Genomic DNA, 14,940 nt, shown 5'->3' with positions numbered 1-14,940 from the left:
GCGAGCATATGATTTTAGCAGAGTATAGGATTGGGGTGCACGATACATGTTGAGAGGTTTATATACTGCGGCCGCCGGATTGATGACACAACAACGACGCCATGACACCGTGACGCAAAATATTGCTAATATGAATACGACGGGATACAAACAGGAGAACAGTGTTCAGCGTTCTTTCCCCGAAATGCTTATTTCCATGACGGGTGGTAACCCTGATAACCCGGACCGTACGGTCGGCAAGCTCAATACTGGCGTTTTTGCTGAGGAAAGCCTCTCCCCTTACATTCAGGGAGCATTAAAGGACAGTGGACAAGCGACGGATTTTGCGATACAGTCCAATATTAATGTGAACGACCCAGCTACTGGTCAACCTATGGCATTTGATCAGGCAGGGAAATTCATCAATGCTAACGGTGAAGTCACCTACCGTCCAGAAGCGTTTTTTACGGTGCGGGACAGTAATGGTAACGTTCGTTATACACGTGATGGACATTTTCAAGTAAATGGAGCGGGAGCATTGCTTTCATCGACTGGCTCAGCGGTGCTGGATACGAATGGAAACCCGATTCAATTGACGGGGGCTGTCTCAGAGCTTAAAGTAAATGAGCGGGGCGAATTGGTAGATAGCCAGTCCAACCAGACATTGGGAACGACGCTCGGTATTAGTGTCATTGATCGTCCGTACCAGCTCGTTCGTGAGGGCAATGGGAATTTTCGCCTGAATGATACTGACGGTGCTACAGCTAGAATGATGACTGCTAACGATGCTGTATCCGTTCGTCAAGGTTATCTGGAGGTATCTAATGTAGATGCTTCACAGTCCATGGTGGATATGATGGCTGCGTTAAGAGCGTATGAGGCGAATCAGAAGGTAATTCAATTTTATGATAAAAGCTTGGACAAGGCCGTTAATGAAGTAGGCCGTGTATAACAGGGGGTAAGTGATGAACAACTCCATGATTGGCGCAATGGTATCTATGGCCAGTGTGCAGCAGCGTTTGGATTTAATTGCCGATAATATTGCTAATATCAATACAGTTGGTTATAAGAGTAAACAGGGTTCCTTTGAAGATGTATTGGCCAATGTGCAGCAACAGCCTTCAACGTATCTCCAAAATGGACGGGCCATGCCGCTCGGCTATAATTTGGGCTACGGAGTTAAAACGGCCGCAATCATGAAAAATATGGAGCAAGGTCCGCTCAAGGAGACGGGACTTCCTACCGATCTGGCGATTCAAGGTAATGCCATGTTTGAAGTTCAGGGAAATGGGCAAAAAGCTTGGACCCGTGACGGTAGCTTTCATTTTGTTCCTGATCCGAATGATAGTGCGACGATGATGTTGACCACTGCTGAAGGTTATTCCGTGCTGGATAACAATGATGTTCCTGTGACTGCTCCAGCGGGTTCCAAGGTGGCTATTAACTCGGATGGCGAATTGCTGATTCGTGCTAATGGAACTGGGGCTCCGACAGTTGGTCAGAGAATCAAGCTAATGGATGTACAGCGTCCAGAAGGACTGGAACAGCGGGATGATAACCTGTTCGTGTTGTTGAATGGTGTAACAGAGGCAAATGTATTCGGAGCTGCAGGTGTGGCAGGTGCTGTTCCAGCGGACGTATCTTTGCGTTCCGGTTATCTTGAGGAATCTAATGTGGATTTAGCGGGCGAAATGACGGATATGATGCAAGTTCAGCGGATGTATCAAATGGCGGCACGGGCATTAACTTCTAGTGATACGATGATGAACCTGGCCAACAATCTGAGGGCTTAAGGATTTGGTGATGAAAGAAGAACAATCTGATTCCCGTCCGGTGCCTGAAAAGACGAAGTCCCGCTGGCGTACTACTCGTTATTTCGTAGTTCCGTTGCTGCTCCTGTTCTCGCTGTTAGGCGGCTTAATTGCAGGATATGTAATTGTAGGTAAGCAAGGGTTGTCAGGCGTATTCGAATGGAAAACCTGGCAGCATGTGATTGATCTTATATTTGCGCCTTAGTTTACTTTAAATGAGTGGGGGCGGGAAAAGGTCGCTCCGCGAATGATTTGATCTTACGATCGCTGTTGCAGCGGGATTTTCTTATTTGATAAATTATCCAGATGTAAAAATCCCGTTGCAAAGGCGAACGCTCGCGCTTCTCCAGATTCAAATCCTTCGCTCCGCTGCTACCCGCCATCAGGGCCACTTTTATTAAAATAACCCCCCCCCCGCAATTTGTGTGGGGAGTATAGAATAACAAAACCCTGTGCCAGTGGCGCAGGGTTTTGTTATGCCTTCAGGCAGGAGCCTTCAAACGCAGTGACGGGCAGCTTGCAGCCATTGGACACAATCGCAGAGGCCTTCGGTTGTTTCACTGCCCTTCACGGCAAGCGAGTATTATTGAAGCGAGGCTTTCCTTTTGAGCCAAAAGTAACTCGGCGGAGGGGATGGAATCGTTCTGAAGAAGCGATAGCGTTCGCCTTTAACCTCGGATTTTACCTTTGAATTCTTATACAATGAAAAAATCCGAGGTTAACAGCGATCGGAAGAATGATCCATCCCCGTAGCCCTTTCCCCCCTTGACTCAAATGAAACTTCGCTTCACCCCCATAATAGGAGCACCCAATATGGTACTTCCGCGTAATTTTCTTTTTGTATCTGATAACTGTATAATGATGGGGAAGTTTATAACACTGCGGGGTAAAACCAAGCACGGGCAAAAGGGCTTCTTCGCGCCTCAGGTTGCATAACCGGCGGAAAAAGCCCCTTATCTCAACCTCCACTTCTGCAGTAGGTGAAGGATATCTAACATTGTTGCCGCCAAGAGCTGTTTTTATGCAGCGCAGGCGGGGTAATATTATGCTTGCAGTAACTCATGACTGATACAGAGTCAAACCTGCAAGCGGGAGGAGTTATTAAGGTAAATGGACAAATTGCAATTGGATGTTAATCAAATTCAGGAGATTATCCCACATCGAGCGCCATTTTTATTGGTAGATCGTATTATTGAGTTGGAGGAAGGGAAAAGAGCAGTGGGCATTAAAAATGTAACGATGAATGAGCCTCATTTCATTGGACATTTTCCGGGGTATCCCGTTATGCCTGGTGTGTTGATCACCGAAGCACTGGCTCAAGTTGGGGCTGTCGCATTACTGCATCTAGAGAGCAATCGTGGCAAAATCGGGTTCTTGGCAGGGTTGGATGGTTTCCGTTTCCGTGGACAGGTGGTTCCTGGGGATACGCTTACGCTTGAAGTGGAAATCACTCGTTCCAAAGGCGCATTTGGCAAAGGGAAAGCTACGGCTAAAGTAGGCGATACGGTAGTAGCTGAGGGCGAAATTATGTTTGCTTTATCTGACCCTCCCCAATAAATAAAGCTCTGCCGACATAAGCACGACGTCTGAACTGAGTGCATGTGTACATAGAAATCCTGTTTTGACAACCCAAAAATGGAGAGGGGAAATTCCGTATGACGCAGTTGAGTAAAAAAGCATTAGAAGGCATTGAGAGCTGGCTGCAAGACCCTTATATTGATGAAGAGACCAAACAGGAGTTGCGCGCATTGGAAGGCAACGAGCAGGAACTGGAGGATCGCTTTTACAAAGAGCTGGAATTTGGTACAGGCGGTCTGCGTGGAGTGATCGGGGCAGGAAGTAACCGGATGAACCGTTACGTCATTGGACGTGCGACTCAAGGGCTGGCTCGCTATATTTTAGAACAGCATGCTGGTAAAGAAGGCAAACCTTCGGTTGTCATTGCACATGATTCGCGTCATTTTTCACCGGAATTTGCTCTGGATGCAGCTTTGGTGCTGGCAGGCAATGGTATCGTGGCTAAGTTGTTCCCTTCCTTGCGTCCAACGCCACAGCTTTCGTTTAGTGTACGTCATTTGGGAGCCAGTGGAGGGATCGTTGTGACAGCGAGTCACAATCCTCCTGAGTATAATGGATACAAGGTATACAACGATGAAGGGGGTCAGCTTGTTCCAGATCAGGCTGAACAGGTAATTAGTTATATCCGTGAGGTTCCTTCTTTTGCCGACATTCGCAGTTTGACACGTGAGGAAGCAGAGGCACAGGGATTGTTGGTTTGGCTTGGAGAAGAGGAAGATGAAGCGTTTGTAGATACGGTAGCCAGTGTGAGTGTGAACCATGAGCTGATTGCAGCCGGACCAGGCAAAAACTTCAAAGTTGTGTTTACACCTCTCCATGGTACTGGAAATGAACCGGTTCGTCGTGTGCTGAAGAAGATCGGTTTTGAACAGGTGCATATAGTGCCTGAGCAAGAGCTGCCAGATGCTGAATTTTCGACTGTCAAGTCGCCAAACCCGGAAGAACGTGATGCGTTTAAACTGGCAATCGCGCTGGGTGAGAAAATTGGTGCGGATCTGTTGATCGGAACTGACCCTGATGCTGACCGTATGGGTGCAGTTGTGAAAAACCGTGATGGCGAATATGTGGTATTGTCCGGTAATCAGTCTGGCGCGATCATGGTTTACTACTTGTTGAATCAGCTGAAAGAAACAGGCAAGCTTCCGAATAATGGGGCGGTTATCAAAACCATCGTAACCAGCGAAATGGGCGCAGTCATTGCCGAACATTTTGGAGCAACTGTGTTTAACACGCTAACTGGCTTCAAGTATATTGGCGAGAAAATGAACCAGTTTGACGAAACTGGCGAGTACACCTACCTGTTTGGCTATGAAGAGAGCTATGGTTATTTGGCAGGGAATTATGCTCGCGATAAGGATGCTGTCTTGGCGGCTATGCTGATCGCTGAAGCTGCTGCTTATTACAGCACACAAGGTAAGACGCTCTATGATGTTTTACAAGAGCTGTATGAGCAGTTTGGCTACTTCCTTGAGAAGCTGGAGTCTCGTACCCTTAAGGGTAAGGATGGAGTGGCACAAATTCAGGGCAAAATGACCGATTGGCGTAGCAACGCGCCTCAAGAGATTGCAGGCGTGAAGGTAGACAAGGTACTGGACTACTCACAAGGTCTGGACGGACTTCCACAGGAAAATGTACTCAAATTTTTACTGGAGGACGGTTCGTGGTTTTGCCTGCGCCCTTCGGGAACGGAGCCAAAAATCAAAGTATACTTCGCGGTACGCGGTTCCTCGCTGTCAGACGCGGAGCAAAGAATCAGCCACCTGGTCGATGCTGTTATGGCTCGCGTAGACGCTTGAGAAAAATCCCTTTATAATAGAATAGGTTAAGGTAATTGGATAAGATATAGTAATCGGTGACCTCTCACGGCAAAGGGCAGTACGCCGTGGAGGTCATTTCTGTATTGCAGAATAACCTGGAAGAGGCTTTGGGAAAATAGGCTTATTCCGGCAACGGAGGATTTTGCAAAATTCAATGAGTGACCTACCAAAAGGCTGAGTACGGCAAGGTGGGCAGCATTGAATTTTGCAAAATCCCGAATATTAAGGAGGTTCTTTGGTGTATCAGAAATGGCAGTATTGGAATACGGCTTCTCGAAAATGGTTATGGATTTTGGTGGCTGTCGGCTTGCTGGCTTCCATTCCGGTCATCGCCGATCGTGTGAAGACAGAATCCTCGAGTAAAAAAGTAGAGATTGTATTCGATTATCGGGATTTGACGGAGGCAGCCTCGTATCAGGCTCACCCGCAGGACTATCTGAATGAGCAACTTGACCGCTTACAGCAAGCGGGTGTGAACAGCATGGCTATGTATGAAAGTACGTTGGATGATTTCCGTAAAGCGGGTCGCGTCGTAACCTATACGACTCAGAACGTTGCCGATATGGAAAAACGGCTTTCACCTGCAAATGAGAATTTTACGTATATTGTTTTCGCTGATAAAGAAAATGCCGAGGCATTAAAGCCGTTAATTTTACGTACGTTTACAAGCCTGGACATCAATGTAAAACCTTGGACTTATCAGGGACAGGAAGGGTTAGTTGTGGAAACATCTCCAGAGGATGCGTATCTCAAGCCCATGCAGCCTGACCCGATTGCGATGAAGCAGCTTCGGAGCAAAGGATTTTTTATTGTTCCACGGATGAGCGACAGTCTTCCTTACAACCAGGAGTTGACGGAAGAGATGCTTGCTTCCTTTCAGCAGAATGGTGTAAAACGCATTTTGTTTGAAGGTGATTCAGTCAAAGGCTTCACTGATAACGAGAAAGAGCATAGCTTGGCGGCATTTGCTAAATTGCTGAACAAATACGATATTGGCCTAGCTGCTATCGAAAACTTAAAAAAACCGCAAGCAGGCTTCAATAAGCTCGCTTACGATATCCACTATAACGTTGTGCGTTTATACTCATTGAGCGATAAAGATTCAACGCTCGATGTGGAAACGTTGGCCGATCGTTTTGCATTGGCTACCAAGGATCGTAATATTCGCATGTTGTATCTGAATACCGCGCCTAGCCGTAGTATTGCTGAAGCCAAGGTGAAGGATTCGGTAGATAACCTAATCCACAGCTTGGACAAGCCGGGTAACGCTGTACAACGGATGGAGAAAAAGGGGTTTGAACTTGGACAGGCTGAACCGTTCCAAGTCGTCGATTCGTCCATTCAGCGCTATCTGAAAATGATTGTCGTACTGGGTGCACTGGCATTCTTCTCCATTATGGTGTCCTATTTCGTCCCGGCATTGACTTTGCTGGCATTTTCACTCGGTTTGGTAGGTTCAGCAGGACTTTATGTTTTGAACTCCAGCTTGATGGAGCAAGGTCTAGCCCTACTCGCGGCGATTAGCGGACCTACGGTTGCAATGATTATCGCCGTGCGTACGATTAGAATTAAACGTGAACAGGGGTCCGAACTTTCTGTAGGTCAGCGTTTGATTCAAACGCTTATACTGTACGTACAGACAGCGATTTTGTCGCTGGCTGCAGTGCCTTTTGTTATTGCTCTGTTGAATAGTATTGCTTACAGCCTTGTGCTGAACCAATTTAGAGGTGTAAGCTTGCTTCACATTCTGCCGATCTTCTTAGCAGCGATATATATTTTCTTTTATCGTGGTGTTTCTATACGGGAGGAAATTTCCAAGCTGCTACGTACGCCGATTACTGTATTGTGGGTGATCGCACTGGCTGTTATCGCAGCCGCAGGCTATTACTATTTGACTCGTACCGGAAATGCGGGTACGGTGTCGAACACGGAGCTGGTTTTCCGGAACTTCCTTGAAAATGCGTTTGGTGTACGTCCGCGCAATAAGGAATTTTTGATGGCTCACCCACTGTTTATTGCAGGGGCGTTCCTGGCTTTGAAATATCGCAAAGCAATCTATTTACTGATTATAGCTGCTATTGGCCAAGCCTCTATGGTGGATACCTTTGCTCACATTCACTCTCCAGCGGCACTGTCGCTTAGTCGCGGGCTGTTAGGATTGGGCTTCGGTCTGGTGCTGGGAATCATCGCAATTGTCGTGTGGCAAGTGCTGGAAGGGTGTTGGAAGAAATGGTCACCACAGCTCAAACGATAATCATCTCGGGTTATTACGGCTTTCGCAATAGTGGAGATGAGGCGGTGCTCAAGTCGATTTTGACAGCTTTAGAGGAGGAGAGTCGTCAGGCGGGGATTACAATCAAGCCTGTTGTTCTGTCTTCTGACCCCGCCTGGACACAGAAAATGTACGGGGTAGAAGCTGTAGAGCGGATGAGTCTGGGGGAAGTTCGTAGAGCGATTAAAAACAGCGATGGGCTAATAAGTGGCGGCGGGAGTTTGCTCCAGGATGCAACAAGCCCTAAAAGCATTCCGTATTATCTGGCGATTCTGAAACTGGCCCAATGGGCTGGAAAGCCGACGTTTGTATATGCTCAGGGCATTGGTCCGGTACAACGGAAGATATTTTATCCTATGATCCGTTCTGTGTTTCAGCGCTGTGAATATGTTTCTGTAAGAGATGAGCAGTCTGCCGCACTGCTGGGTACTATGAAACTGAAGCGCCCGGTTGTCGAAGTTGTTCCTGATCCGGTAATGGGGCTTCCATTGCCCCCGGGTTCCGAGCTGCATAAAGCAGCATTTGAGACTGATATGGATAAACTTCCGATCGTTGGCGTATCTGTACGTTATTGGGATAAGGAACGTCGCGATTTAACGGCTATTGCGGACGGCTTAAAAAGATTAGCTGCTGAGCGCCGTGTACACTTACGCTTTTTACCTTTCCATCTGCCTGATGACGAGCAGGCTTCAAGGATGGTAATGGATTTGTTGGGGGATATTAGGGGGACGGGGAGCCTTGTCAGCATGTGTGATCAAGTCACCGATCCTCAACAGATGCTTTTGGAAGTCAGCCGTTGCAGTTTGATGATCGGGATGCGATTACACAGCTTGATCTATGCAGCATCCCACCAGGTGCCTCCGTTGGGGATATCCTACGATCCTAAAATTGACCATTTCCTCAGCCGTGTCGGTAGCCAGCCTGTAGGCACTACAGAGGCACTGGATGGACAAAAACTGGCTAATGAGTCTATGCGGTTGCTAGATCAGCGAAGTCAATGGATCGAGAGCCAGGGAGCGGCCATTGCTTTGTTAAAAAGTGAGGCTCGCTTACCGGCACAGCATATCGTTAATTACTTGTGTCGCAAAGGATGATGGATACAGTGACAGTTGATAAGGTTACGAATGTGCCTACCGTCCCGATTTTCGGTGTTCCGGTATCAAGGCTTAATATGAAAGATACATTAAATATATTAATTCAAGCAGTGGAGTCTCGCCAGCCCCATCAAGTGATCACTGCCAATCCGATTATGGTAATGGCTGCATTGGAAGATCCAGTGTACATGAACGTGATGAAACAGGCAGAGTTGATTGTTCCGGATGGGACTGGCGTGGTCTGGGCTGCAAACTATGTAGGACATCCTGTACCTGAGCGGGTAGCGGGCTTTGACTTGTTACATGAATTACTTGCAGCTGGAGAAAACTATCATTGGAAGGTTTATTTACTGGGATCAACATCTGAGGTGATTCAAGCGACCGCAAAGCGGGTACATGAGCTTTATCCCGCAATTACGGTTTGTGGCAAGCGTGATGGTTTTTTTGGACCTAAAGAGGATGAAGCCGTGATTGCAGCCATTCGTGAAGCAAATCCTGATTTGTTGTTTGTAGCACGTGGAGCGGACACGCAGGAACCCTGGATTGGTAAATATAAGGAACAGCTGGGTGTACCGGTGATGATGGGGGTTGGCGGTAGCTTCGATGTTATATCAGGCAGAACCAAACGCGCACCTAAATTGTTTCAAAAGCTACGGGCTGAATGGTTATATAGACTCCTCAAAGAGCCAAGCCGTTACAAAAGAATGCTTGCGCTGCCGAAATTCGCCGCGAAAGTGATGCGCGAAAAAGAAAACGTCACAAAAGTGTGATAAATAGCTTGAATCTGCCTACAAAACCCGCTAATTTGCCAGAATATGAAGCTTGGTATTTATTTTTGATCAGAGTATAATTCAATGCGGTTACATCTGAAAAGGGATTGCTTTAAAATTGGGGGTCGAATGATCAAATGTTATTGATCTATATTATTGGGTTCATCATGGCACTGGGACTTGCGCTGTTACTGACACCGCTCGTCAAGAAATTCGCTGTGAAGGTTGGAGCCGTCGATGTACCGAATGCCCGAAAAGTACATACCCGAATTATGCCGCGTCTTGGCGGACTGGGGATTTTCTTGGCATTTCTGTTGTCCTTATTGGCGGTGTTACCTTTTGTGCCTGACGGAATGCTGTCCTCTCGGGATATTAACTTTATTGCAGCCTTTCTGATTGGCGGTACGCTGATTACACTGATTGGTGCTCTCGATGATCGTTTTGATCTCAATGCAAAATTGAAATTTTTGGCTCAAATTGCCGTTGCGTGTATGGTCGTGTTTGCTTTTGATATTCGTGTAGATTTTGTAAATGTACCTTTTCAGGATGCATACTCATCTTTGGAAAGCTGGATTTCCATTCCGCTTACGATTTTCTGGATCGTAGGTGTAACGAATGCCATCAATTTGATTGACGGTCTGGATGGACTGGCTGCAGGTGTCTCAGGAATTGCGATTGGAACTATCTTTGTGATGTCGGTATTGATGGGCAATTACATGGTAGCTATGCTTTGTCTTGTGCTGCTGGGCAGCATTATCGGATTTTTATTTTTCAACTTTCATCCTGCGAAAATATTCATGGGTGATACAGGGTCATTATTTTTAGGTTTCTGTCTGGCCATGCTATCCATGCTTGGTTTCAAGCAAATTGCTATCGTATCTTTTATTACGCCATTGATTATTATCGGTGTACCTTTGTCAGATACATTCTTTGCTATCATTCGTCGCAAGTTGCAGAAAAAACCGATTTTCTCTCCGGATAAAGGTCATTTGCATCACTGCTTACGCGAACTAGGTTTCAGTCACAGACAGACGGTGTTGATTATCTACGGTATTGCTGCATTTTTCGGTGTATTGGCCGTGATTCAATCGTCTGCTGCGCTTAATGAAGCGAACTGGGTCACCTTTGTCGTGATTTGTATTATGATGTTCTTCCTACAGATCGGTGCAGAGGTTATTGGTCTTGTTGGCAAGACCAAACGCCCAGTTATTAACACACTGATTCGGTTGCTGGCTAAGCCAGATTCCCAAACACGTTCGAAATTATAATTTTAATTTAAAAGTAAGCCTTCAAGCTTGGCGGTATACCGCGGGTTTGAAGGCTTTTTTGATGTTTGCTGTAAAAAAACTCCCTCCTTTTTTGAGAATTTACTAATTTTTTGTATGTTTACTACCGATAAAAAAAGTATTGAATGATTACGTACCCCAAGGTGCGACAGAATCAAAGGAGGACAATGATTTGAAACGATTGCTATCCATGTTGCTGACGGTTGGTCTCATCATTGGCTTGGTGCCGGCGGCCCTGGTAGGTACGGCTCATGCTGCGACGGGAACTTATTTTATTTTTCCAAGTGAAAAATATGATGTGGATTCGGCTAGAATGGTAAACACTGACCGAGTTACAGTTAACGGTACGATTAACGGAGTGAACGGAAGTACTATATCTTATAGTGTATTCCAACTCTCTAAAAATGGAACAAACCTTAACGTAGTTAATAAGAACGAGAGTCAAAAAGGCGGAATTACGGTCAGTGGCTCTACGCTTAAAGTTACAGACATTAAACTGTTTCCTGGTTTGAACCGGATTACATTTCAAAGTAGCCAAAATTCGGCTGATATGAAGGACTCCATTTACATTGAGTATCAGGATGGACCTAAGCTTTATGATCTATCTGCTACGCTGAATGGTGCAACCGAGCAGTTGCTAGAGAATCAGACAGCGGTGCTGACAGACGCACGCAATAGCGGTACGGATGATGTAAAAGTAGTCATTCAAGGTACGGCTCCTAATGCTGACAGTGTAACGCTCACGTCTGCAAAAAGCAGTAATACGTACACAGTTAACTCTTATACCGCATATAAATTAACAGGTAGTGTGGTACTCAGTCCAGGTAAAAATATAGTGACTATTAAAGTGGGCAACGGAACTCAGGCCCTCACAGTTACACGTGAAATTACGATTTATACGGGTAAACCGGAATTCTCTGATTTGACCTTGAACAAGGATGGGAATGTTTCTGCCGATCTGACCACTTCGCCTGACTTTACTGTATCGTCTACAAGTGGTGTGGTTTTAAAAGGTAACGTTTTGGTACCAGCTGGTGCGACCGATCCAGGAGTGGCCACAATCAATGCACGTTTTACCGATGTGAGTAACAATGGTAGTGCTGTGGGTAGTGCAACTGGGGTTGATGCCACAATTGATACTGCAAATATAGTTACATCAAATGGCTATAAAGTATATCCATTTCAGGTGACTGTACCTTCGGAAGCTGTACTTGATCATTTGACCAGGGCATCCCTGGGCATAACTTATACGGATAGCAGTACACCTCCAGCTCCATCGGCTGTCCAATTTACATTGCGCAGTAGCACTCAGCCGTATATTGATGATGTTAACTATCTTCCTGATTTTAATACTCAATTGTTGAACAGAATTAATGGAAGCGGGTCTGATCAGGCAGCTGCTCTAGATGAAGCTATGAAATTAACAGGTAGCTCTATGAAGAACAAGACTACAGATGCTGCATCTGTACCTGTAGGTATGGAGTTTATCGTTGTTAATGGCGCACCTTCTTCAATTAATGAGCTTTCCGGAGTATCGGTTCATACTGTAGGGTCTCCTCAAGATGTAATTCGTACAATCAATGGTAAGTCAACGCAAGTGAAGAAAATTGTTGCTTATGTAGACACTTTGCCTAAAGAAGGACAAAATGTACTGAATTTTTATCTGAATGGTGACTCGACCAAGTTAATTAAAGCAACGGTGAATCTGTTGCAGGGTCCGTTCATGAAATACGATACGATTTATGATGGGCAACAAATTCCGTTGAATACATCCAGCTCAAACTTGAACACCTATAAATTGACTCAACTGGGCTACTTTAAAGGTAAATTGCTTGATGTGAGCAACGCAGCAGATATTCATTACACTGGGAGTAACCGAAATGTATTCCTGTATGTTAATAATGTATTGGTTGATCTGGATGGTTCAGGAGCGGACTTCAAGCTTGCTGCTTCCTCAGAGACAGCCGCAGCCAATGCCTTGGCGAACGGGAATAATGAAATCAAGTTTGTATACAAGCCAGGTATTGAGTATAGCAATACGGTAAAAGTAAACTTTACACAGACGAATATTCCAGTAATTCCTGTTCCAAACACACAAGGAATCATCCCTTTTACGCCAGTTAGCGGCTTGAGCAATACGCCGAAATATAGCGAAATTGCTCCGAAATCAAAAGATGCTAATTTCACCAAAGTGGATGACACCAACTACAATACATCCCTGAAAAATATCAATGTATTTGGTACTTTCAGTATTGCTGATTTGGGTAAAGCAGATCAGGTAAATGGTTCGTTAAGTGATATTGCTAATAAAGATCAATATATTTTGGAGATTAAGGGATCGGATGACAGTGAAGTCAACTGGACGCTGAGTAACGAGTTTTTCTCAGCAGAAGATGCTAAGACAACATACAATTCCGGTTCTACTACAGATAAATTTACAAATAAAGATTTAAAAGACCTGCTTGTGTACTACCATCCGGACAAAAAGTATTTCAGCTTTGTGTTGAAAAACCAAACTATTTCGCAAGATGGAACACCAGTAGCTTATAACATTACCTTGTACAATAGCGGCAAGAGCGGACCATTTGCTACTTTCCGACTGCAAGTATCCGGTCAATCCACATCTTTTGATATTTTGCGTCCGCTCCCTGAAAAGAGAATCGTGAATCAAAACTTTGTGCAAGTTGTTGTAAACGCAGGTAATGCAGATAGTGTTATGGTAGGTAAAGAAACAGCAGTTCAAGAGGGATTCGACTCTGATTATGATGGTACCATTGATTATCCATCTACTTACAAAGCTATCGTTACAGGTCTAAAAGCCAACAAAGATAATAAAATTGACGTAGTGGTTACTGTTGGTAAAGAAAAATTGAAACAGACCATTACTGTTAAATATGTGCCTACTAATATTCCTGGTGAGCAGTACATGGAAGCGATGAAAACATCGCACAAAGTGTTCGATGGCAATCTTACACTTGCTTTTGCAAAGGGAACGAGTCTGATTCGTCGGGATTACGATCAACCGCAACAGTTCAAAAACCAGGTTTTCTCTGGTCACACTTTGTACTTTGCGATAGCAAATAGCGAAGATGGTGTAGTCGATCGTCATGAATTTGAAACCGAAAAAGCATTGTCGGATATGCAGAGCTTGATTGCAGATGGAAGTAGATACTTTAACAGAGAATTCCCAAATCGTTTTACCAAGTCAAGTCCAGTATTCTGGATTGATCCAGGTACAGCAGATGATATTAAAACAGATGATTACGATCCGGTAACTTATGGTGCCGATCCTTATCAATTGGCTAACAAGTCGCAAAATGACAGTAGCAAGATTAAAAACTTCTACTGGCGTGATCCTTCTAATGAATTAGTACCATCCAAGCGTGCAACATTAACTTTGACGTATGATAACAGTATCGCTCAGGATGCAGGGAAACAAATGACGGTGTTCTATTTTGATTCTGATCTTAAAGATTGGCAGAACATTGGTGGTGTGGTGGATCCGAAAAAACATACCATTAAGGTACCGTTTGATCGTTTCGGTTACTATGTAGTTGCTAAAGTTGGAGAAACGTATAGTGATGTCATTAAGCATAAATACGCCAGAGATTACATCGAAGCCATCTTGGCTAAAGGTGTTATGAACCCAATGGATCCAATTAATAGCTTTGGACCAGACAGCTACATTAAAAGAGGCGAATTTACGTCTATGATCGTCAAAGGTCTGCAAATTCCGCTTAATTTCAGCGGAGCGAAGCATTTCGACGACGTGTCTATTCCAAATACGATATCAGCAGATGCGCTCTATGATTATCGTTATATTGAAACAGCTGCACGCGCCGGTATTGTCAAAGGTTCGCAACCAAGAATCTTTATGCCGGAAGATGTAATCACACGCCAAGATGCAGCAGTCATTATTGCCAAGGCATTGAATTTGAAGCTGGAAACAGATCATGACAAGATCATGAAGAACCTGTCTAAGACCTTTAAAGATGCGGACAAGATTGATTACTATGCGCAAGCATCTATATTGGCTATTGCCAAAAAAGGCTTTATCACAGGGTCACCTGTGGATGCAAGCGATCTGAAAAAGGGATATATGTTTAATCCTACTTCCTTGACCTTGCGCGGAGATGCAGCGATTATTGTAGCTAAAGTTATGGCTGATAAAAAGCTGCTTCCTAAAATCTAATCAACAAAACACCTGAAATTATTAAACATCCCTCCATGCGAAATGGTAATTCCCTTTCATATACATGAGAGGGATGTTTTTTATAAATCAGCTATTTGACTGGGATTAAGGGCCTATGCCATAATATCAATGAGGTAAAAA

Annotated in this window: 10 protein-coding genes; all 10 read left to right on the top strand. The window is 44.8% G+C overall.

Going from position 1 to position 14,940, the window contains the following annotated elements:
- Positions 1-46: 46 nt before the first annotated feature.
- The 10 genes from ACUUJN_RS24305 to ACUUJN_RS24260 all read left to right on the top strand — a co-directional run bounded on the left by ACUUJN_RS24305 (position 47) and on the right by ACUUJN_RS24260 (position 14,799).
- On the top strand, positions 47-931 hold the full coding sequence (locus tag ACUUJN_RS24305; RefSeq protein ID WP_023990702.1) for a flagellar hook-basal body protein: 885 nt from the start codon (positions 47-49) through the stop codon (positions 929-931).
- Positions 932-944: 13 nt separating this feature from the next.
- On the top strand, positions 945-1,772 hold the full coding sequence (locus ACUUJN_RS24300; RefSeq protein ID WP_028542172.1) for a flagellar hook-basal body protein: 828 nt from the start codon (positions 945-947) through the stop codon (positions 1,770-1,772).
- Positions 1,773-1,782: 10 nt separating this feature from the next.
- The gene (locus tag ACUUJN_RS24295; RefSeq protein WP_484669010.1) at positions 1,783-1,995 is read left to right on the top strand and encodes a DNA-directed RNA polymerase subunit beta; all 213 of its coding nucleotides are present in this window, start codon (positions 1,783-1,785) and stop codon (positions 1,993-1,995) included.
- Between the two features lie 905 nt (positions 1,996-2,900).
- The gene (fabZ, locus tag ACUUJN_RS24290; RefSeq protein ID WP_013312312.1) at positions 2,901-3,347 is read left to right on the top strand and encodes a 3-hydroxyacyl-ACP dehydratase FabZ; all 447 of its coding nucleotides are present in this window, start codon (positions 2,901-2,903) and stop codon (positions 3,345-3,347) included.
- Positions 3,348-3,445: 98 nt separating this feature from the next.
- A complete protein-coding gene (locus tag ACUUJN_RS24285; protein ID WP_053326263.1) occupies positions 3,446-5,164 on the top strand; it encodes a phospho-sugar mutase in 1,719 nt (572 codons plus the stop codon).
- A 259-nt stretch (positions 5,165-5,423) separates the two neighbouring features.
- On the top strand, positions 5,424-7,439 hold the full coding sequence (locus ACUUJN_RS24280; RefSeq protein ID WP_025724240.1) for a DUF5693 family protein: 2,016 nt from the start codon (positions 5,424-5,426) through the stop codon (positions 7,437-7,439).
- Positions 7,415-8,551 carry a polysaccharide pyruvyl transferase CsaB gene (gene csaB / locus ACUUJN_RS24275; protein WP_340959038.1) on the top strand — a complete coding sequence of 379 codons (1,137 nt, stop codon included), beginning with the start codon at positions 7,415-7,417 and terminating at the stop codon, positions 8,549-8,551. The genes ACUUJN_RS24280 and csaB overlap by 25 nt, the downstream gene beginning before the upstream one ends.
- 8 nt (positions 8,552-8,559) lie before the next feature.
- Positions 8,560-9,321 (top strand): WecB/TagA/CpsF family glycosyltransferase, encoded by a 762-nt coding sequence (locus ACUUJN_RS24270; protein WP_023990693.1) that lies wholly within the window; start codon positions 8,560-8,562, stop codon positions 9,319-9,321.
- Positions 9,322-9,458: 137 nt separating this feature from the next.
- Positions 9,459-10,589 carry a glycosyltransferase family 4 protein gene (locus ACUUJN_RS24265; RefSeq protein WP_013312307.1) on the top strand — a complete coding sequence of 377 codons (1,131 nt, stop codon included), beginning with the start codon at positions 9,459-9,461 and terminating at the stop codon, positions 10,587-10,589.
- Positions 10,590-10,779: 190 nt separating this feature from the next.
- A complete protein-coding gene (locus ACUUJN_RS24260; RefSeq protein WP_484669009.1) occupies positions 10,780-14,799 on the top strand; it encodes an S-layer homology domain-containing protein in 4,020 nt (1,339 codons plus the stop codon).
- Positions 14,800-14,940: the final 141 nt, after the last annotated feature.

It is taken from the genome of Paenibacillus sp. LRG-1 (assembly GCF_057220305.1).
The sequence above is the reverse complement of the archived record's forward strand: the minus strand, read 5'-3'. Positions and strand labels throughout refer to the sequence as shown.